Origin of the sequence: Microbacterium sp. 71-36 (assembly GCF_001898305.1) — a bacterium.
In the GTDB taxonomy this organism is placed as follows: domain Bacteria; phylum Actinomycetota; class Actinomycetes; order Actinomycetales; family Microbacteriaceae; genus Microbacterium.
Genome location: NZ_MKTP01000001.1, coordinates 395048 through 414163, shown reverse-complemented (window position 1 = coordinate 414163; position 19116 = coordinate 395048). Strand labels below are relative to the sequence as shown.

Sequence of the window (19116 nt, the reverse complement as noted above, 5' to 3'; positions counted from 1 at the left end):
ACGGGGCCGTTCCTCGTTCGCGGGCTCAGCCGGCGCGGTGGTGCAGCCAGAGGACGCCGAGCGGGGGGAGGGTCAGCACGGCACTGCCGCGGGCGTCGGTGGTGACCGAGCCGAGGTTGCCCTGGCCCGATCCGCCGAACGCCTCGGCGTCGCTGTTGAGCACCTCGGTCCACGTGCCCGCCTCGGGCAGGTCGAGGGGGAAGTCGCCCAGCGGAACGCCCGAGAAGTTGCACACCACGGCCACGGTGTTGCCGTGGTGGTCGCGGCGCGCGAACGCGAGCACGTTCGGGTTCCAGGCGGGCGCGCCCAGTCGCGAGAACGCGGCACCATCGTGATCGCGGGACCACAGGGCCGCCTGATCCTTGTAGACGCTGTTGAGCTCGGCGACGAACGCGTGCAACTGCGCGTGCGAGGGTTGGTCCAGCATCCACCAGTCGAGGGACCGCGATTCCGACCACTCGGACATCTGGCCGAACTCCTGCCCCATGAACAGGAGTTGCTTACCCGGGTGTCCCCACATGTACGCCAGGAACGCGCGCATGTTGGCGAGCTTCTGCCAGTGGTCGCCCGGCATCCGGCCGAAGAGACTCCCCTTCCCGTGGACGACCTCGTCGTGACTGATGGGCAGGATGAAGTTCTCGCTGAACGCGTAGACGAACGAGAACGACAGCTCGCCCTCGTGGTGCGAGCGGTACATCGGGTCGCGGGAGATGTACTGGAGCGAGTCGTTCATCCAGCCCATGTTCCACTTGAAACCGAAGCCGAGCCCGGCGTGCGCCGTGGGCGCCGTGACGCCGGGGAAGCTCGTCGATTCCTCGGCGATCATCGCGATGCCGGGGTACCTCTTGTACGCGGTGGCGTTGACCTCCTGGAGGAACCGGATGGCCTCGAGGTTCTCCCGTCCGCCGAACTGGTTCGGTGCCCACTCGCCATCGTTGCGCGAGTAGTCCAGGTAGAGCATGGAGGCCACGGCATCCACACGGAGCCCGTCGACGTGGAACTCCTCGAACCAGTACAGCGCGTTCGCGACGAGGAAGTTGCGCACCTCGTTGCGGCCGTAGTCGAAGATCAGCGTTCCCCAGTCCTTGTGCTCGCCGCGCCGCGGGTCGGGGTGCTCGTAGAGCGGCTCGCCGTCGAACCGGGCGAGGGCGAACTCGTCCTTGGGGAAGTGCCCGGGGACCCAGTCCATGATCACGCCGAGACCGGCCTGGTGCAGGCGGTCGATCAGGTAGCGGAGGTCGTCGGGATCGCCGAACCGGCTCGTCGGGGCGTAGTAACCCGAGACCTGGTATCCCCACGATCCGCCGAACGGATGCTCGGCGAGAGGCAGGAACTCCACGTGCGTGAAGCCCTGAGCGCCGACGTAGTCGATGATCGCGTCGGCGGCGTCGCGGTACGACAGCCCCGGGCGCCACGAGCCGAGGTGGAGCTCGTAGATCGACATGGGCCGGTCGATGGGAGCCGTCCGCGACCGCTCCGTGAGCCACGCGTCGTCGGCCCATCGGTAAGTGGATGCCGTCACGACCGACGCCGTCGCGGGCGGGACCTCGGCGAGCCGCGCCATCGGGTCGGCCTTCTGGATCCACGCACCCGAACGCGTGAGGATCTCGAACTTGTAGCGGGCGCCGACACCGACCTCGGGGACGAAGAGCTCCCAGACGCCGCTGCCCCCCATCGAGCGCAGCGCGCTGCCGGTGCCGTCCCACCCGTTGAAGTCGCCGATCACACGAACCGCGCGGGCATCGGGTGCCCACACCGTGAACGCCGTGCCGCTCGAACCGTCCAGCTCCCGGACGTGCGCGCCGAGCACGCGCCACAGCTCCTCGTGGCGCCCCTCCGAGATGAGGTGGAGGTCGAGCTCCCCGACCGCGGGAAGATGCCGGTAGGGATCGTCCGCGACGTGGTCCGTGCCGTCGTCGTAGGTGGCGCGCACGCGATACGCACCGGGCGCATCGGTGTGCACACCTTCCCAGATCCCCGCGCGCGAGTGCGAGAGTTCCACGATCGCCCCGTCCGCGAGCTCGGCCACGACCTCGCGCGCCAGCGGCCGACGGGTGCGGATCACCCAGCCGTCCGCCGTCTCGTGCGCGCCGAGGATGCTGTGCGGATCGTGGTGGGCGCCGTGGGCCACGGCATCCAGGAGTTCGGGAGGGAGAGCGGTCATCGTGACTCCTTCACGTGCAGGATGTGCACGGGTTCGTCGAATGCGTCCAGGCGCACGAAGTTGTGATCGGCCCAGGTCCAGACCGCACCGGTGATGAGGTCTTCGACCTCGTACGGGGTGCCGGGTTCGACGCCCCAGAGGGTCGTGTCGAGGTGCACCGTCGTCTCGCGCGTCGAGTGCGGGTCGACGTTCGCGACGACGACGACGGTGTCGGACACACCCGTGGGCGACAGGGCCGCGTCGAGGTGCTTCGCATAGACGAGGATCGCGTCGTCATCGCTCCACTGGACGTGGAGGTTGCGCAACTGGCGCAGGGCCGGGTGGTCGCGACGGATGCCGTTGAGGCGCCGCAGATACGGAGCGAGGGAATCGCCCGCGGACTCGGCGCCGGCCCAGTCACGGAACTTGTACTCGTACTTCTCGTTGTCGATGTTCTCTTCGGAGCCCGGCCGCGCGACGTTCTCGTACAGCTCGTAGCCCGCGTAGACGCCGTAGGTCGGCGCGGCGGTCGCCGCCAGCGCGGCACGGATCTTGTACGCCGGTCGCCCACCGAACTGCAGGTACTCGGTGAGGATGTCGGGGGTGTTCACGAAGAGGTTGGGTCGCAGGAAATCGGCTGTCTCGTGCGCCAAGCCGTCGAAGAACTCCTCGAGCTCCTCCTTGGTGTTCCGCCACGTGAAGTACGTGTAGCTCTGTTGGAAGCCGGCCATCGCGAGTCCCTGCAGCGGCGCGGGTCGGGTGAACGCCTCGGCGAGGAACACCGCATCGGGCTCTTCGGCGCTCACTGTGGCGATCAGCCACTCCCAGAACTGCAGCGGCTTGGTGTGGGGGTTGTCGACGCGGAAGATGCGCACGCCCTGGGCGATCCAGTGCCGCACGATACGCAGGACCTCGGCGCGGATGCCATCCGGGTCCTTGTCGAAGTTGACGGGGTAGATGTCCTGGTACTTCTTCGGCGGGTTCTCGGCGTACGCGATCGAACCGTCGGGGAGGGTCGTGAACCACTCGGGGTGCTCGGCGACCCACGGGTGATCCGGCGACGCCTGCAGCGCGAGGTCGAGGGCGACCTCGATGCCGTTGTCGCGCGCGGCGTCGACGAAGGCGCGGAAGTCCTCCAGCGTGCCGAGGTCGGGGTGGACGGCATCGTGCCCGCCGGCCGGACCACCGATCGCCCAGGGGGAGCCCGGATCGCCGGGGGACGTCACGAGAGTGTTGTTGGGCCCCTTGCGGTTCTGCTCACCGATCGGATGGATCGGCGGGAGGTAGAGGACGTCGAATCCCATCGCGGCGACGCCGGGCAGGCGATCCACGGCCGTGCGGAAGGTGCCGCTGATCACGGAGCCGTCCTCGGCGCGGGTCGCACCCTCGGAACGCGGGAAGAACTCGTACCATGCGCCCACGCCGGCGCGTTCGCGCTCGACCAGCAGCTCGGCATCCTTACCCGCCGATGCCAGCGCCATGACCGGCCGCAGCGCGAAGAGCTCGGCGATCGCGGGGTCGCGCACGACCTGCAGCGCGATGTCGTCGTGCGTATCGGGGTCGCGCAGCGTGCGGGCCGCGGTGTAGAGCAGGTCTTTGTCGCTGCCGGGACGCTTCTTCTCGCCCCGGGCCCGATCGAACAGCTGGGCCCCCATCTCGCGCATGAGCGCGGAGTCGACGCCGGCCGCGATCTTCACCTCGGCGGCGTGCTCCCAGGTGGCGAACTCGTCGGCGAAGGCCTCGAAACGGAACCGCCACACCCCCTGCTCGAGCGGGGCGATGAGGGTGGACCAACGGTCGAACCCGTCGTTCAGCGGCGACAGCCGGTGCAGCGATTCGTCCCCTGACGGGGAGAAGAGCCGGACGTGGACACCGATGCGGTCGTGCCCCTCGCGGAACGCGGTGACGGTGAACGGCACCGCCTCACCGACGTAGGCCGAGGGACGGAAACGGCCCCCCGGCACATGCGGATGGGGGAGCGCCAGCGGGATGCGCGGCGTCACCACGCCCTTCGCGGGTGTCGGTTTGAGGGGGCGGACGGGGATCGAGGCGGCGCTGCGCCAGTGGTGAGCGGGCGTGGGGGTCGTCGTCGTGGTGGCCACGGTCCGAACCTACCGTGGGCCGACGACGTTCCCCCAGGCCTTGCCCCGGGTCTTGACAGACCGATCCCGTCCGTCGTGGGCGACTCAGTCCACGGACTCCACGCGGAACAGCCGCATCGACGTGCCGACGAACGGCACGACCTCGCCCGGCGCGAGGCGCGGAGTGTCCTCCGCGGGCGCCTCATCGGCGCTCGACCACAGGGAGACGTACTGCACGTCCTCGGCCAGGACCGGCAGAGTCACCTCGACGGGGCTCTCGTTGCCGTGCACGACGAGCAGGATGCGATTGAGCTCTTCGTTCTCGGGTGTCGACGTCGCGAGGTACTGCAGCGTGCGGTGGGAGGGATCGGTCCACCGGTCGCTGGACATCGTCTCGCCGTGCTCGTCGAACCAGTCCATGAGCGACGCGGAGGGGATCCGCTCGCCGAGGCGGGCGAAACGCACCGGGCGCAGGGCGGGGTTCTCCCGGCGCAGGGCCAAGAGGCGTTGCGTGTGCGCGAAGAGCTCCTGCTGCCAGGGGGCGAGGTCCCACGACAGCCACGTCAGCGGCGAGTCGTGGCAGTACGCGTTGTTGTTGCCGCGCTGCGTGCGCCCCATCTCGTCGCCCGCGGTGATCATCGGCACGCCCGCCGACAGCAGCAGCGTGCCGAGGAGGTTGCGCATCGCCTTGCGACGGGTGGCGAGGATGCGCGCATCGTCGGTCTTGCCTTCCGCGCCATGGTTGTACGAGCGGTTCGTGTCGGCCCCGTCACGGTTCTGCTCGCCGTTCCCGAGGTTGTGCTTGACGTCGTACGAGACGAGGTCCCGCAGCGTGAAGCCGTCGTGGGCCGTGACGAAGTTGACGCTCGCGAGCGGTCCGCGCTCTTCGGAGAACGTGTTCGACGACCCTGCCAGCCGCGTCGCGAAGCCTCCGATCCCCACGGGCGCCGTGCTCGCACGTCGGGCATAGTCGACGTCGCTCAACCAGAAGTTGCGCACGCGGTCGCGATACCGGTCGTTCCACTCGTGCCAGCCTTCGCCGAAGTTGCCGGTCTGCCAGCCGCCCATGCCGACGTCCCACGGCTCCGCGATGAGCTTGGTCCCCGCCAGCACCTCGTCGTCGCGGATCGCGCGCAGCAGCGGATGATCCGGATCGAACGAATGGTTCTCGTCGCGGCCCAGGGTGACGGCGAGGTCGAACCGGAAGCCGTCGATCTGCACGTCGTCGGCCCAGTAGCGCAGCGAGTCCAGGACGAGCCGGGCCGCGGCATCCGTCGACGTGTTCACGGCGTTCCCGCATCCGGTCTCGTCGATGTAGGCGCCCTCGTCGGTCTGCCGGTAGTAGCCGCGGTTGTCGAGACCGCGGAGGCTCGTCCGCGGTCCGCCGAGGCCCTCCTCCGCGGTGTGGTTGTACACGACGTCGAGGAGGACCTCCAGGCCCGCCTCGTGCAGCAGCCGCACCATGCCCTTGAACTCGCGCAGCACCGCCTCCGGGCCCTCGGCGCGGCTCGCCGCGGTGGCGTAGGCGGCGTGCGGCGAGAAGAAGTTCAGGGAGTTGTAGCCCCAGTAGTTCGTGAGCCCCAGCTGCAGCAGGCGCGGCTCGGTCGCGAACGCGTGCACCGGGAGCAACTCGACGCTCGTGATGCCGAGGGACAGGAAGTGGTCGATCATCGCGGGGTGCGCCAGTCCCGCGTAGGTGCCGTGCAGCGCGGGAGGCACGAGTGGATGCCGCTTGCTGAGGCCCTTCACGTGCCCCTCGTAGATGACGGTCCGATCCATCGGAACGCGGGGCTTGGCCACCCCGCCCCAGTCGAACCCGCCGTCCACGACGACACCGCGCCAGTCGCCGTAGCCACCCGACACCAGACCGCGCGCGTAGGGGTCGAGGAGCAGCGTCTCGGGGTTGAAGGTGTTGCCGGGCCCGTGCGGGCCCCCGGCCCGCACGGCGTAGCGCGCCCCGGGGCGCAGCAGCGGGCTCGTGGCCTCGAACACCCCGCCCCCGACGGCGGTCATCGGGACGGTCTCGACGGCCCAGTCGAGGTCGACGTCGTCGAAAACGACCAGGTGCATGCTGTCGGCGTTGCCGGACCAGACCCGCAGTGTCCCGCCGTCGGCGCCGAGCCGCACGCCGAGGTCGTCGAGAGACGGAGCGAGGAGCGCAGGGCGGGGCGACAGGGCCGCTTCGGGTGGGACCATGCGTCCTAGGGTAGTGAAGGACACGGACGCGAAGCGGGAGGGTGCATGTCGGTCTATCTCGACCACGCCGCGACCACCCCGCTGCGACCGGAGGCACGCGACGCGTGGCTGGCCGCCCACGAGGTGCTGGGCAATCCGTCGTCCATCCACGGCGCGGGGCAGGCGGCGCGGCGACTGCTCGAAGACGCGCGCGAGCGGGTGGCGGAGGTCCTCGGATGCCAGCCCATCGAGGTCGTGCTCACGTCCGGCGGCACCGAGGCGATCAATCTCGCGCTCAAAGGTCTGTGGTGGTCGCGGGAGGATTCGGCCGACACGGTGGTCCTGCCCGACGGCGAGCACCACGCGACGCTCGACACCGTGGCCTGGCTGGCGCGGGCGGAGCACGCCCGTGTCCGTCCGGTGGGGGTGGACCCGCTCGGTCGCATCCCCGTCGCCGACTTCGTCTCCGCGCTCCCGGACGCCGCCCTGGCGACGGCGCTCGTGGCCAACAACGAGGTCGGAACCCTGCAGGACGCCGCGGGCCTCGCCCGCGCGGCCGCCGACGCCGGTGTGCCGCTGCACCTGGACGCGGTGTCGGCGCTCGGCCAGATCACGGTCGACTTCGCGGGTTGGCGCGGATCCGGGAACGATCCCGGCGGTCTGGTCGCGCTGTCCGTTTCGGCGCACAAGGTCGGCGGTCCCGTCGGCGTCGGCGCGGCGGTGATCTCACGACACGCCCGCCTCACGGCGCTGCAGCACGGGGGCGGTCAGCAGCGGGGCCTGCGCGCCGGCACGCAGGACGCGGCCGGGGCCGCCGCGTTCGCCGCCGCCGCGGTCGCGGCCGAGGCCGAGCGCGAACGCGAGGCCGCGCGGCTCGAAGGGCTGCGCCGACGTCTCGTGCGCGGCATCCTCGCGGCGGTCCCGACTGCGCGTCTGCTCGGCGACCCCGACGACCGGCTCCCCGGCAACGCGCACGTGCTCTTCCCCGGGGCGGCGGGGGAGACGCTGCTGTTCCTGCTCGACATGGCGGGGATCTCGGTGTCCACCGGCTCGGCGTGCCAGGCGGGGGTGGCGGAACCGTCCCACGTCGTGCTCGCCCTCGGACTCGACGACCGCGCCGCGCGCTCGGTCCTGCGGATGACGCTCGGACGCACCTCCACCGACGACGACGTGGATGCCGTGCTGGCGGCCCTGCCGTCCGCGTACGAGCGGGCCGTGGCATCCGGCGCCCGTTCAGCGGGTGGTTCGTAGACTGGGACGATGCGAGTTCTGGCGGCGATGAGCGGTGGCGTCGACTCCGCCGTGGCGGCGGCGCGCGCGGTCGAGGCGGGGCACGACGTGGTCGGCGTGCACCTGGCCCTGTCGCGCGCGGGCGGAACGCTCCGTGCCGGAAGCCGCGGCTGCTGCACGATTGAGGACGCCATGGACGCGCGACGCGCCGCGGACAAGCTCGGCATCCCGTTCTACGTGTGGGATTTCTCGGAGCGGTTCCGCGACGACGTCATCGAGGACTTCGTGTCCGAGTACCGCGCCGGTCGCACCCCCAACCCCTGCATGCGCTGCAACGAGAAGATCAAGTTCGCCGCCCTCCTCGAGCGCGCCATCGAGCTCGGCTTCGACGCCGTGTGCACCGGCCACTACGCCACGCTGATCGACACGCCCGACGGGCGCGAGCTGCACCGGGCCTCGGACGCCGCGAAAGACCAGTCGTACGTCCTGGGCGTGCTGACCGAGGCGCAGCTCGCGCACACCTACTTCCCGCTGGGCTCCACGCCGTCCAAGGCCGTCGTCCGTGCCGAGGCCGAAGAGCGCGGGCTGTCGGTCGCGCAGAAGCCCGACAGCCACGACATCTGTTTCATCCCCGACGGTGACACGCGCGGCTGGCTCGCCGAGCGCGTCGGTGCCGAGACCGGCGACATCCTCGATCGGTCCGGCGCGGTCGTGGGACGGCACGAGGGCGCCCACGCCTTCACCGTCGGCCAGCGACGCGGACTGCAGCTCGGCGTGCCCGCGTCCGACGGCAAGCCGCGCTTCGTGCTGGAGGTGCGGCCTGTGAACAACACCGTGGTCGTGGGACCCAAGGAAGCGCTCGCGTGCGCCGAGATCTCGGGCGACCGCTTCACGTGGGCCGGGCGCGCGCCGGCGGACACGACCTTCGCCTGCCACGCCCAGATCCGCGCGCACGCCGAGCCGGTGCCCGCGATCGCGACGCTCGCGGACGGCGTGCTCACCGTGCGCCCCGACGACCCCTTCGACGGTGTCGCCCCCGGGCAGACGGCGGTGCTCTACGACGGGACGCGCGTGATCGGCCAGTTCACGATCGCGCGCACGGTGTCGGCCGTTCCCATCGAGGCCTGAGCCGCTCGCCGTCGCCGCCTTCGGCGTCGCGGAGCGGAGGGGATTCGGGCTGGGGAGGACCGGGGCCCCGGCATCCGTCCTCCCCTCGCGTGATCTCCTCCCGTCAGGGCGCGCGCCGTCGCAACCCCGCGGGGGATGTCGGGGGCCCTGCCTAAGCTGGATCCGTGACCGAGCACGACCAGCTTCCCGACCTCACCCTCGACGAAGCGCGCACCGAAGCGGCCGATCTGACCGAGCGGATCGTCGGGGCGCGTGACGCGTACTACGGGCGGGATGCCGAGCTCGTCGACGACGCGACCTACGACGGCTGGATGCACCGGCTCGAGGCCATCGAGCGGCTGTACCCCGAGTTGCAGGGGCAGGACAGCCCGACGCTGTCGGTGGGCGCCGCCGAGGCCACCGACCTCGTCACGATCGAGCACGCCGAGCGGATGCTGAGCCTCGACAACGTGTTCTCGCCCGAGGAACTGCGCGAGTGGGCGGTCAAGACCCAGGCGTCCGCCGGGCGTCCGGTCAACTGGCTGAGCGAGCTCAAGATCGACGGTCTGGCGATCAGCCTGCGCTACGAGGACGGGGTGCTCACCTCGGCCGCGACACGCGGCGACGGACGCGTGGGCGAGATCGTGACCGACAACGCGTTGCGCGTCGCCGGCATCCCGCGACAGCTCTCGGGCGACGGCCACCCGTCACTGGTCGAGGTGCGGGGCGAGGTCTTCATCCCGGTCGCGGCGTTCGAGAACCTCAACCGGCTGCAGGGCGAGTACCGGGAGCGCGCCGTCGCCGAGGCGCGGGAGCGCGCCGCCGCCCGCCGCGGCGGCGCGAAGGCGTTCGACCTCGAGAAGGCCGAGCAGGCGGCGGCACGACGCTTCCCGGCGTTCGCCAACCCGCGCAACGCCGCGAGCGGCGGACTGCGCCAGCAGATCGAGAAGAAGTCGGGGCTGGAGCTCGAGGCCGGCCTGGCACGCATCGACTCGCTCGCGCTGTACGTCCACGGCATCGGGGCGTGGCCCGACCCACCGGTCGCCGCGCAGAGCGAGATCTACGACCTGTTGGCGTCGTGGGGGCTGCCGACGTCGCCGTACAGCAAGGTCGAGCCGAGCGTCGACGGGGTCCTCGACTTCGTCGCGTACTACGGCGAGCATCGCCACGACGTCGAGCACGAGATCGACGGGGTCGTCGTGAAGATCGACGAGCTGGCTCTGCACGACGAGCTCGGTGCCACCAGCCGCGCCCCGCGGTGGGCGATCGCGTACAAGTACCCGCCCGAACAGGTGAACACGAAGCTCCTCGACATCGTCGTGTCGGTCGGCCGCACCGGACGCGCGACGCCGTTCGCCGTCATGGAGCCCGCCCGCGTCGCGGGCAGCGTGGTGCGGCAGGCCACCCTGCACAACCAGGACGTCGTCAAGGTCAAGGGCGTGCTGATCGGCGACACCGTGGTGCTGCGCAAGGCGGGTGACGTGATCCCCGAGGTACTCGGGCCCGTGGTCGAGCTGCGCGACGGCACCGAGCGCGCGTTCGTCATGCCGAAGGACTGCCCAGAATGCGGGACCGAGCTGCGCCCCGCGAAAGAGGGCGACATCGACCTCCGCTGCCCGAACGCGCGGTCCTGCCCCGCGCAGGTGCGCGGGCGGGTGGAGCACATCGGTTCGCGGGGCGCGCTCGACATCGAAGCACTCGGCGAGGTCACCGCGGCCGCGCTGACGCAGCCCGACATCCCCGCCGAGCCACCGCTCGACACCGAGGCCGGGCTCTTCGACCTCACGGTCGAACAGCTCGTCCCGATCGAGGTCATCGTGCGCGACGCCGAGACGGGGGAGCGCAAGGTCGATGAGAAGACGGGCGACGAGGTGCGCCGCGCCCCGTTCCAGAAGCTGGGACCGGCGACGTATCCGCCCGGTTCCGAAGACCTCGATCCCGCTGAACGCCGGCGCCGAGGTATCCGGAAGGACCACCGCGAGGTCCTGCCGTCCGAGCAGGCGTTGAAGCTCATCGCCCAACTCGAGAAGGCGAAGTCGAAAGACCTCTGGCGCCTGCTCGTCTCACTGAACATCCGCCACGTGGGCCCGGTCGCCGCTCGAGCTCTGGCGCAGTGGTTCGGATCGCTGGATGCCATCCGGGCGGCGTCGCGCGACGAACTCGCCGCGGTCGAGGGCGTGGGCGGCATCATCGCCGACGCGGTCATCGACTGGTTCGAGGTCGATTGGCACCGGGAGATCGTCGATCGCTGGGCGGCGGCGGGCGTCCGTTTCTCGATCCCCGGTCATCCCGGCCCGGGGGCCGCGGCGGCGGCCGGCGGTGTCCTGTCCGGCCTCACCGTGGTCGCGACGGGATCGCTCGAGGGATACTCCCGCGAGGGCGCGCAGGAAGCGATCATCGCCGCGGGCGGCAAAGCGGCGTCGAGCGTCTCGAAGAAGACCGACTTCGTCGCCGCCGGTCCGGGCGCCGGCTCCAAGCTCGCGAAGGCGGAGGAGCTCGGCATCCGGATCCTGGATGCCGCGCAGTTCCGCGTCTTGGTCGAGCAAGGGCCGGACGCTCTCGAGCCCGCCCCCGCAGCCGACGCCCCGTGACCGCAACCGCCGTGCCCGCCGCGCCACGAGAAGCGGGGGTGAGGCGTTGATCGCCCCACCCCCGCTCGTTCTCCGGGCGATCAGCCCTGGCAGGCGGTGGCGGCGGCGGTGAAGCTGTTCTGCAGGGCCGTCACCTGGGTGCCGGGTTCGCTGGCCTTGCTCGGGTCGGCGGTGATCTGCTCGAGGAACGTGACGTAATTGCTGAGCGCGCACCACCACCCCGCTGGAAGCTCACTCCGCGAGGAGCTGTTCCTTCACCTGACGCCGCAGGACCTTCCCGATCAGGGACTTCGGCAGCTCGTCGACGACCACGATCCGGCGGGGCACCTTGTACGGCGTCAGGATGCCACGCGCGAACGCCGTGACCTCCTCCGCGTCGAGCCGGCATCCGTCCGCCACGACGACCGCGGCGACGACCTCTTCGCCGGAGTGCTCGTTCGGGAGCCCCACGACGGCGACGTCGGCGACCGACGGGTGCTGTCGCAGGACGTTCTCGACCTCGGTCGGCGCGACGTTGAAGCCGCCCGTGATGATGAGCTCCTTGATCCGGTCCACGATGCGGACGAACCCGCCCTCGTCGATCGTCACGATGTCGCCGGTGCGGAACCAGCCGTCGACGAACACCTCCTCGGTCGCCTCGGGCTTGCCGTAGTAGCCCGAGAACACCTGCGGTCCTCGGACCACGAGCTCCCCGCGGCCGCCGGGCTCGACGTCGGTGTGCGGGTCGTCGGGGTCCACGACGCGGCATTCGGTGCCGGGGAGCGGGAGCCCCACGGTGCCCGGCACGCGGTTCTCCGCCACCGGATTAGCCATCAGCACCGGGGAGCATTCGCTGAGGCCGTAGCCCTCCACGAGATACCCGCCGGTCGCCTTCTCGAAGGGGACCACGAGCTCGTGGGGGAGGGCCATGGCGCCCGAGATCGCGATGTCGGTGCCGGCGAGGGACACGCCCTGCGCCTCGGCAGCGGCGAGAAGGCGCTCGGCGATGGGCGGGACGAGCGGCAGGAACGTGGCGGGATGCCGCTTGGTCACCGCGAGGACCAGATCGGGGTCGAATTTGGGGAACAGCACGAGCCGCGCGCCCATCGACATCGCGAACGTGAGACACAGCGTGAGGCCGTAGGCGTGGAACATCGGCAGCACGGCGTACACGACGCACCCCTCGCCACGGACGATCGACGGCACCCACGCGCGTGACTGCGCCGCGTTGGCGAGCAGGTTCGCGTGCGTGAGCATCGCGCCCTTCGGCGTGCCGGTGGTGCCGCTGGTGTACTGGATGATCGCCAGATCGCCGGCGGCGGGGCGCGGGTGCGCCGACGGAAGCGGGTCGTGGCGGAGGAGCTGCGCCCAGGGCGTGGCATCCGTCGTCTTCTCGGTCAGCGCGGACCGCGCCTCCCGCGCCTTCGCGACGGGCAGGCGCAGCGCCAGCCGCGTGCGCAGCGGCATCGCCTGGGTCACGTCGACGGACACGAGAGTCCGCACGCGCAGGTCGGCCGGGAACTCCTGCACGGTCTTCACGACCTTGCTCCAGACGATGGCGTGCTTCGCGCCGTGGTCCTCGAACTGCTTACGCAGCTCGCGGGCCGTGTAGAGCGGGTTGTGCTCCACGACCACGGCCCCGAGCCGCAGTACCGCGTAGAACGCGACGATGTGCTGCGGGCAGTTCGGCAGCACGATCGCCACGGGATCCCCGGCACGCACACCCTGGGCGGCGAGGGCCGCGGCGGCACGGGCGACCTCGGCCGACAGGTCGGCGTACGACGTGGTGCGCCCGAAGAACTCCAGCGCGGGGGCGTCGGGGTAGTCGCGCGTGGACGCGTCGAGGATGTCGACGAGTGAGCCCGTCGGGGGGTCGAGATCCTCGGGCACCCCCGCGGCGTAGCTGGCGGTCCAGGGGCGAGGCGGGTCGAAGCTCGTCACCGTCCCAGCGTAGGCCGGGGCCGGTCTCGGCGCGCGGTGCCCGCGAACTAGACTTGGCGGGTGTCTGAAATCACCCCTGATCTCGTGCGCCATCTCGGTGTGCTCGCTCGGATCGAGTTGAGCGACGAAGAGATCCAGAGCCTCACCGGGCAGCTGGATGCCATCGTCGACAACATCGCGAAGGTGTCCGAGGTGGCAACGCCCGACGTCGTCGCGACGAGCCACCCGATCCCGCTGCAGAACGTGTTCCGCCCCGACGTCGTGCAGCAGCAGCTCACCCGTGAGCAGGTGCTGCAGAACGCGCCCGACCAGGCCGACGGCCGGTTCCGCGTGACCGCGATCCTGGGGGAGGAGCAGTGAGCGACCTCACGCGCCTGAGCGCCGCCGACCTCGCCGCCGCGCTGTCCGCGAAGGAGGTGTCCAGCGTCGACGCGACGCGCGCGCACCTCGAACGCATCGCCGCCGTCGACGGCGACGTGCACGCTTTCCTGCACGTCAGCGACCACGCCCTCGAGGTCGCGGCCGACATCGACCGCCGCCGTGCCGCCGGAGAAGCGCTCGGCGAACTCGCCGGCGTGCCCCTCGCCGTCAAGGACGTGCTCGTCACGACCGATATGCCCTCCACGAGCGGATCGAAGATCCTCGAGGGGTACATGTCGCCCTACGACGCGACCGTCGTGGCGCGTTCGCGCGCCGCGGGCCTCGTGCCGCTCGGCAAGACGAACATGGACGAGTTCGCGATGGGGTCCTCGACCGAGTTCTCCGCCTACGGTCCGACCCGCAACCCCTGGGACCTCGACCGGATCCCGGGCGGGTCCGGTGGAGGTTCGGCCGCGGCCGTCGCCGCGTTCGAGGCGCCGCTCGCCCTCGGCTCCGACACCGGCGGCTCGATCCGCCAGCCCGCGCACGTGACGGGCACCGTGGGGGTGAAGCCGACGTACGGCGGCGTCAGCCGCTACGGCGCGATCGCCCTGGCATCCAGCCTCGATCAGGTCGGCCCCGTGACCCGCACCGTCCTCGACGCCGGTCTCCTGCACGACGTCATCGGCGGGCACGACCCGCACGACTCGACCTCGCTCTCCGACGCGTGGCCCTCGTTCGCCGCCGCCGCCCGCGAGGGCGCGACCGGCGAGGTCCTGAAGGGCCTGCGAGTCGGCGTCATCCGCGAGCTCGACGACCGCGGCTTCCAGAAGGGCGTGTCGGACTCGTTCCGCGCATCGCTCGCCGTGATGGAAGCCCAGGGTGCGGAGATCGTCGAGATCAGCGCCCCGCACTTCGAGTACGGGGTCGCTGCGTACTACCTGATCCTCCCCGCCGAGGCATCCAGCAACCTGGCCAAGTTCGACTCGGTCCGCTTCGGCCTGCGCGTCACACCGCAGGGCACCCCGACGGTCGAGAACGTGATGGCCGCGACGCGCGACGCCGGGTTCGGCCCCGAGGTGAAGCGCCGCATCATCCTGGGCACCTACGCCCTGTCGGCCGGGTACTACGACGCCTACTACGGCAGCGCGCAGAAGGTCCGCACGCTCATCCAGCAGGACTTCGACACCGCGTTCGCCGACGTCGACGTCATCGCGACGCCGTCGGCGCCGACCACGGCGTTCCGCCTGGGCGAGAAGCTCGACGATCCGCTGCAGATGTACCTCAACGACGTCACGACCATCCCGGCGAACCTCGCCGGCGTCCCGGGGATCTCGATCCCGAGCGGCCTGGCCGAAGAGGATGGGCTGCCGGTCGGCATCCAGTTCCTCGCCCCCGCCCGCGAGGACGCCCGCCTGTACCGCGTCGGTGCGGCGCTCGAGGCGCTGCTCGTCGACCAGTGGGGCGGTCCGCTCCTGGATCGAGCCCCCTCCCTCACGAACGGAGCGACGCGCTGATGGCGAAAGACGCGCTGATGGACTTCGACCAGGCCCTCGAGCTGTTCGAGCCGGTCCTCGGGTTCGAGGTCCACGTCGAGTTGAACACCGCGACGAAGATGTTCTCCGCCGCGCCCAATCCCGCGAACGAGGCGAATCACGGCGCCGAGCCGAACACGCTCGTCGCGCCCGTCGACATGGGCCTTCCGGGCGCACTGCCGGTCGTGAACGCCGAGGCGATCCGCTCGTCGATCAGCCTGGGCCTCGCGCTCGGCTGCTCGATCGCTCCGTCGAGTCGCTTCGCGCGGAAGAACTACTTCTACCCCGACCTGGGCAAGAACTACCAGATCTCGCAGTACGACGAGCCCATCGCCTTCGAGGGGTCGGTCGAGGTCGAGCTCGAAGACGGCACGATCGTCACCGTGCCGATCGAGCGCGCGCACATGGAAGAGGATGCCGGCAAGCTCACCCACATGGGCGGGTCGACCGGTCGCATCCAGGGCGCCGAATACTCGCTCGTCGACTACAACCGAGCCGGTGTGCCGCTCGTCGAGATCGTCACGAAGCCGATCTTCGGCGCGGAGCACTCGGCCCCCGCGCTCGCGAAGGCGTACGTCGCCACGATCCGCGACATCGTGCGGGCGCTCGGCATCTCCGAGGCGAGGCTCGAACGCGGAAACCTCCGCTGCGACGCGAACGTCTCGCTGCGCCCGCGCGGGCAGGAGAAGCTCGGCACCCGCACCGAGACGAAGAACGTCAACTCCATGCGGTCGGTCGAGCGCGCGGTGCGCTACGAGATCCAGCGTCAGGCCGCGATCCTCGCCGCCGGCGGCACGATCACGCAGGAGACGCGGCACTGGCACGAGGACACCGGGCGCACGTCGCCGGGTCGCCCGAAGTCGGATGCCGACGACTACCGCTACTTCCCCGAGCCCGACCTGCTGCCGGTGGTCCCCGCGCCCGAGCTGATCGAGGAACTGCGCGCTGCTCTGCCCGAGCCGCCCGCGGCCCGCCGTCGCCGACTCAAGGCCGACTGGGGCTTCGCGGACATCGACTTCCAGGGCGTCGTGAACGCGGGCCTGCTCGACGAGGTCGAGGCCACGATCGCGGCCGGCGCGACTCCCGCCGCCGCCCGCAAGTGGTGGCTCAGCGAGATCAGCCGCATCGCCAACGCCGAGGAGCGCGAGCCGGCCGAGCTCGTCAGCCCCGAGAACGTCGCGGCGCTGCAGCAGCTCGTCGACGCCGGCACGCTGACGGACAAGCTCGCGCGCCAGGTGCTCGAGGGTGTCATCGCGGGCGAGGGCACGCCGCAGGAGGTCGTGGACGCCCGCGGTCTCGCGGTCGTCTCGGACGACGGCGCGCTCATCGCCGCGATCGACGAGGCGCTGGCCGCGCAGCCCGACGTGCTGGCGAAGATCCGCGACGGCAAGGTCCAGGCCGCCGGTGCCGTCATCGGCGCCGTGATGAAGGCGATGAAGGGCCAGGCCGACGCCGCGCGCGTGCGCGAGCTCGTTCTGGAGCGCGCCGCCGCACAGTAAGCACCGTGGATGCCACGGCCCCGCCGGTCCTCGCGACCGGGGGCCGTGGCATCCGTCGTCTCGGGGATGTCTGCGGCCCCCTGCGGCACGACTTCGGTGATTCGCCTCGGGTAAGTCCGCCTCGGCGCGTTCCGGCTGAGGTTGCGCAGATCGCGGAGGGTGCGCAGATCGTGGAGGGTGCGCGGATCGCTGAGGGTGCGCACGACGCCGCGGGCCGGTCCGGCCGCGATGTCGGAGGCCCGGGGGAGAATGGATGCCATGGGACGCGGAGACGGCACGGGGCGCATCGTCTCGCCGCCCGACGCCGACGACACGGGTGCGGGGATCCTGCACGTCGACATGGACGCGTTCTTTGCGTCGGTGGCCGTCCTCGACGATCCGTCGCTCGCCGGGAAGCCGCTCATCATCGGCGGGTCCGAGGGTCGCGGTGTGGTCTCGAGCGCGTCGTACGAGGCACGGCGTTACGGCGTGAAGTCGGCGATGCCGGTCGCGATCGCCCTGCGCCTGTGTCCGAACGCGATCGTCGTGAATCCGCCGTACTCGCGATACACCGAGATGTCGCGACAGGTCATGGCGATCTTCGACGAGATCACGCCGCTCGTGGAGCCGCTGTCGATCGACGAGGCGTTCCTCGACGTGCGCGGAGCACGGCGGCTCTGGGGAAGTCCCGGGAAGATCGCCCGCGACCTGCGGGCGCGCGTGGAGGAGCGGACGGGGCTGACCTGCAGCGTGGGGGTCGCCGCGACCAAGCACGTCGCGAAGATGGCGTCGACGATCTCCAAACCCGACGGTCTGCTGATCGTCGCCGAGGCGGACACCGACGCGTTCCTGCGGCCGCGCTCGGTCCGCGCGCTCTGGGGCGTCGGACCCAAAGCCGCCGAAGCGCTGGAGTCGCGCGGCATCCGTCTCATCTCCGACGTGCTCGACACGCCCCGGCCCGCGCTCGAACGGGTGCTCGGGCCGGCGATGGGTGAGCGGATCTGGCATCTCGCGCGCGGCATCGACGCCCGCGAGGTGCACACCGCCCGCACCGAGAAGAGCGTCGGCCACGAAGAGACGTTCCACACCGACATCTCCGACACCCAGACCCTGCACGTCGAGCTCCGACGGCTCGCCGACCGCGTCGGTGCCCGTCTGCGGAGCCAGGAGTTCGAGGCATCCACGATCTCCATCAAAGTCCGCTTCAGCGACTTCACGACGCTGAGTCGCTCGCGCACGCTCCCCGACCCCACGTCGGTCGGTCAGCGGATCGGGGATGCCGCGATCGAGCTGTTCGACGGGATCGACCGTCGTCAGGCGGTCCGGCTCGTCGGGGTGCGCGGCGAGAAGCTCCGCGCGACGTCCGCTGCCGCGACGCTGTGGGACGACGACGCCGAGTGGCGCCGCGTGGAGGGAGCACTCGACGGCGCGACCGCGCGGTTCGGACGCGGCGCGGTCACCCGAGGGTCGCTGCTCGGTCCCACGCGCGGCGGCGGCGCGCTGCCCACGAATCCGCGCCCGTCGTACGACCACTGACACGGCGACGCGCGGTGCGCAACGCCCCTGGGCGCGCCCACGGTCGGCGGGTACGGTGGGGTGCATGCCCAACATCGCATTGGAACTCGGCAAGCAGGCCACCAGCTTCGGCGTCACGTCCGCCTACGGGGAGCAGCAGGACGTCGACGGCGTGCGCATCGTCCCCGTGGCACTGACCTGGGCCGGATTCGGCGGCGGGTCGGACGAGCAGGGCAACGGCGGCGGCGGTGGCGGCGGGTACACCCTGCCGCTCGGTGCGTACATCCGCCGCGGCGACGATCTGCGGTTCGACCCGAACCTCGTGTCTCTGCTCGCCGTCGGCATCCCGTTCGTGTGGGTCGCCGGTCGCGCGCTCAGCCGTGTCATCCGCGCCCTCAAGAAGTAGCGCCGATCCCCTCGACGACGCTCTGACCACCGCGGTCGGGGCGGTTTCGTCGCGGGTGACGGCGGTCGGGGCGCCCAATCCGGTCGTGCTCATCGACGGACGCAGCGGCGCCGGCAAGAGTTCGCTCGCACGCCGGCTGGTCAGCGCCTGGCCGGGTCGAAGTCGTGTGCAGCTCGTCGCCCTGGACGACGTCTACCCGGGATGGGGCGGGCTGGCCGAGGGGGCCGAGTACGCCCGGGAGTCGATCCTTCTCCCGCACGCCAAGGGAACGATCGGTGTGTGGCAGCGATGGGACTGGGAGACGGGGGAGCGCGCGGAGGCGCACGCCGTCGATCCCTCGCTTCCCCTCGTCGTCGAAGGGGCGGGGATCCTCACCCCGGCGGCGGCGGCACTGGCCGACGTCCGGGTGTGGGTCGACGCCCCGGACGGCCCGCGCAAGGACCGGGCACTGAACCGCGACGGCGAGACCTACCGTCCGCACTGGGACCGCTGGGCCGCGCAGGAGGCCGCGCATCTGGCAGACCACGCGCCGCAGGCCCTGGCATCCGTCGTCGTGTTCCTCCCGTGACGCGCAT

13 protein-coding genes are annotated in these 19116 nt (G+C 71.1%); 9 read left to right on the top strand and 4 right to left on the bottom strand.

The annotated features are described in order from the left end of the window. Nucleotides 1-25: 25 nt before the first annotated feature. The 3 genes from glgB to glgX form a co-directional block, all read right to left on the bottom strand. Nucleotides 26-2164 (bottom strand): 1,4-alpha-glucan branching protein GlgB, encoded by a 2139-nt coding sequence (glgB, locus tag BGO45_RS01985; protein WP_292690423.1) that lies wholly within the window; start codon nucleotides 2162-2164, stop codon nucleotides 26-28. Then, on the bottom strand, nucleotides 2161-4128 hold the full coding sequence (locus tag BGO45_RS01980) for an alpha-1,4-glucan--maltose-1-phosphate maltosyltransferase (RefSeq protein WP_292692816.1): 1968 nt from the start codon (nucleotides 4126-4128) through the stop codon (nucleotides 2161-2163). Before BGO45_RS01980 ends, glgB begins: the two co-directional genes overlap by 4 nt. A gap of 201 nt (nucleotides 4129-4329) precedes the next feature. Continuing rightward, entirely contained in the window at nucleotides 4330-6420 is a 2091-nt protein-coding gene (gene glgX / locus BGO45_RS01975) for a glycogen debranching protein GlgX (protein ID WP_292690420.1), read from the bottom strand. Nucleotides 6421-6465: 45 nt separating this feature from the next. On the opposite strand from glgX, the gene BGO45_RS01970 reads away from it, so the two are divergent. The 3 genes from BGO45_RS01970 to ligA all read left to right on the top strand — a co-directional run bounded on the left by BGO45_RS01970 (nucleotide 6466) and on the right by ligA (nucleotide 11327). Further along, the gene (locus BGO45_RS01970; RefSeq protein ID WP_292690417.1) at nucleotides 6466-7650 is read left to right on the top strand and encodes a cysteine desulfurase family protein; all 1185 of its coding nucleotides are present in this window, start codon (nucleotides 6466-6468) and stop codon (nucleotides 7648-7650) included. 9 nt (nucleotides 7651-7659) lie between these two features. After that, entirely contained in the window at nucleotides 7660-8757 is a 1098-nt protein-coding gene (gene mnmA / locus BGO45_RS01965; RefSeq protein ID WP_292690415.1) for a tRNA 2-thiouridine(34) synthase MnmA, read from the top strand. Between the two features lie 164 nt (nucleotides 8758-8921). Further along, on the top strand, nucleotides 8922-11327 hold the full coding sequence (gene ligA / locus BGO45_RS01960; RefSeq protein ID WP_292690414.1) for an NAD-dependent DNA ligase LigA: 2406 nt from the start codon (nucleotides 8922-8924) through the stop codon (nucleotides 11325-11327). A gap of 231 nt (nucleotides 11328-11558) precedes the next feature. Here ligA and BGO45_RS01955 read toward each other — a convergent pair whose 3' ends face one another. Further along, nucleotides 11559-13247, bottom strand: coding sequence for a long-chain-fatty-acid--CoA ligase (locus tag BGO45_RS01955; protein WP_292690412.1), 1689 nt, complete (start codon nucleotides 13245-13247; stop codon nucleotides 11559-11561). 60 nt (nucleotides 13248-13307) lie between these two features. Here BGO45_RS01955 and gatC point away from each other — a divergent pair, with 60 nt between their 5' ends. The 6 genes from gatC (at nucleotide 13308) to BGO45_RS01925 (ending at nucleotide 19109) form a co-directional block, all read left to right on the top strand. Then, a complete protein-coding gene (gene gatC / locus BGO45_RS01950; protein WP_076490297.1) occupies nucleotides 13308-13607 on the top strand; it encodes an Asp-tRNA(Asn)/Glu-tRNA(Gln) amidotransferase subunit GatC in 300 nt (99 codons plus the stop codon). After that, entirely contained in the window at nucleotides 13604-15124 is a 1521-nt protein-coding gene (gene gatA / locus BGO45_RS01945) for an Asp-tRNA(Asn)/Glu-tRNA(Gln) amidotransferase subunit GatA (protein ID WP_292690409.1), read from the top strand. The genes gatC and gatA overlap by 4 nt, the downstream gene beginning before the upstream one ends. After that, the gene (gene gatB / locus BGO45_RS01940; protein ID WP_292690407.1) at nucleotides 15124-16641 is read left to right on the top strand and encodes an Asp-tRNA(Asn)/Glu-tRNA(Gln) amidotransferase subunit GatB; all 1518 of its coding nucleotides are present in this window, start codon (nucleotides 15124-15126) and stop codon (nucleotides 16639-16641) included. The genes gatA and gatB overlap by 1 nt, the downstream gene beginning before the upstream one ends. 258 nt (nucleotides 16642-16899) lie before the next feature. Then, a complete protein-coding gene (locus BGO45_RS01935) occupies nucleotides 16900-18156 on the top strand; it encodes a DNA polymerase IV (protein ID WP_292690406.1) in 1257 nt (418 codons plus the stop codon). A 64-nt stretch (nucleotides 18157-18220) separates the two neighbouring features. Next, nucleotides 18221-18541, top strand: coding sequence for a hypothetical protein (locus BGO45_RS01930; protein ID WP_076490301.1), 321 nt, complete (start codon nucleotides 18221-18223; stop codon nucleotides 18539-18541). Then, the gene (locus tag BGO45_RS01925; protein ID WP_292690403.1) at nucleotides 18516-19109 is read left to right on the top strand and encodes a hypothetical protein; all 594 of its coding nucleotides are present in this window, start codon (nucleotides 18516-18518) and stop codon (nucleotides 19107-19109) included. Before BGO45_RS01930 ends, BGO45_RS01925 begins: the two co-directional genes overlap by 26 nt. Nucleotides 19110-19116 lie beyond the last annotated feature (7 nt).

Excerpts from the sequence above, each read along its gene's own strand:
- gatB (WP_292690407.1), top strand. The coding sequence starts at position 15,124 with ATGGCGAAAGACGCGCTGATGGACTTCGACCAGGCCCTCGAGCTGTTC.
- BGO45_RS01935 (WP_292690406.1), top strand. The coding sequence starts at position 16,900 with ATGGGACGCGGAGACGGCACGGGGCGCATCGTCTCGCCGCCCGACGCC.
- mnmA (WP_292690415.1), top strand. The coding sequence starts at position 7,660 with ATGCGAGTTCTGGCGGCGATGAGCGGTGGCGTCGACTCCGCCGTGGCG.
- glgX (WP_292690420.1), bottom strand. The coding sequence starts at position 6,420 with ATGGTCCCACCCGAAGCGGCCCTGTCGCCCCGCCCTGCGCTCCTCGCT.
- BGO45_RS01930 (WP_076490301.1), top strand. The coding sequence starts at position 18,221 with ATGCCCAACATCGCATTGGAACTCGGCAAGCAGGCCACCAGCTTCGGC.
- BGO45_RS01970 (WP_292690417.1), top strand. The coding sequence starts at position 6,466 with ATGTCGGTCTATCTCGACCACGCCGCGACCACCCCGCTGCGACCGGAG.
- glgB (WP_292690423.1), bottom strand. The coding sequence starts at position 2,164 with ATGACCGCTCTCCCTCCCGAACTCCTGGATGCCGTGGCCCACGGCGCC.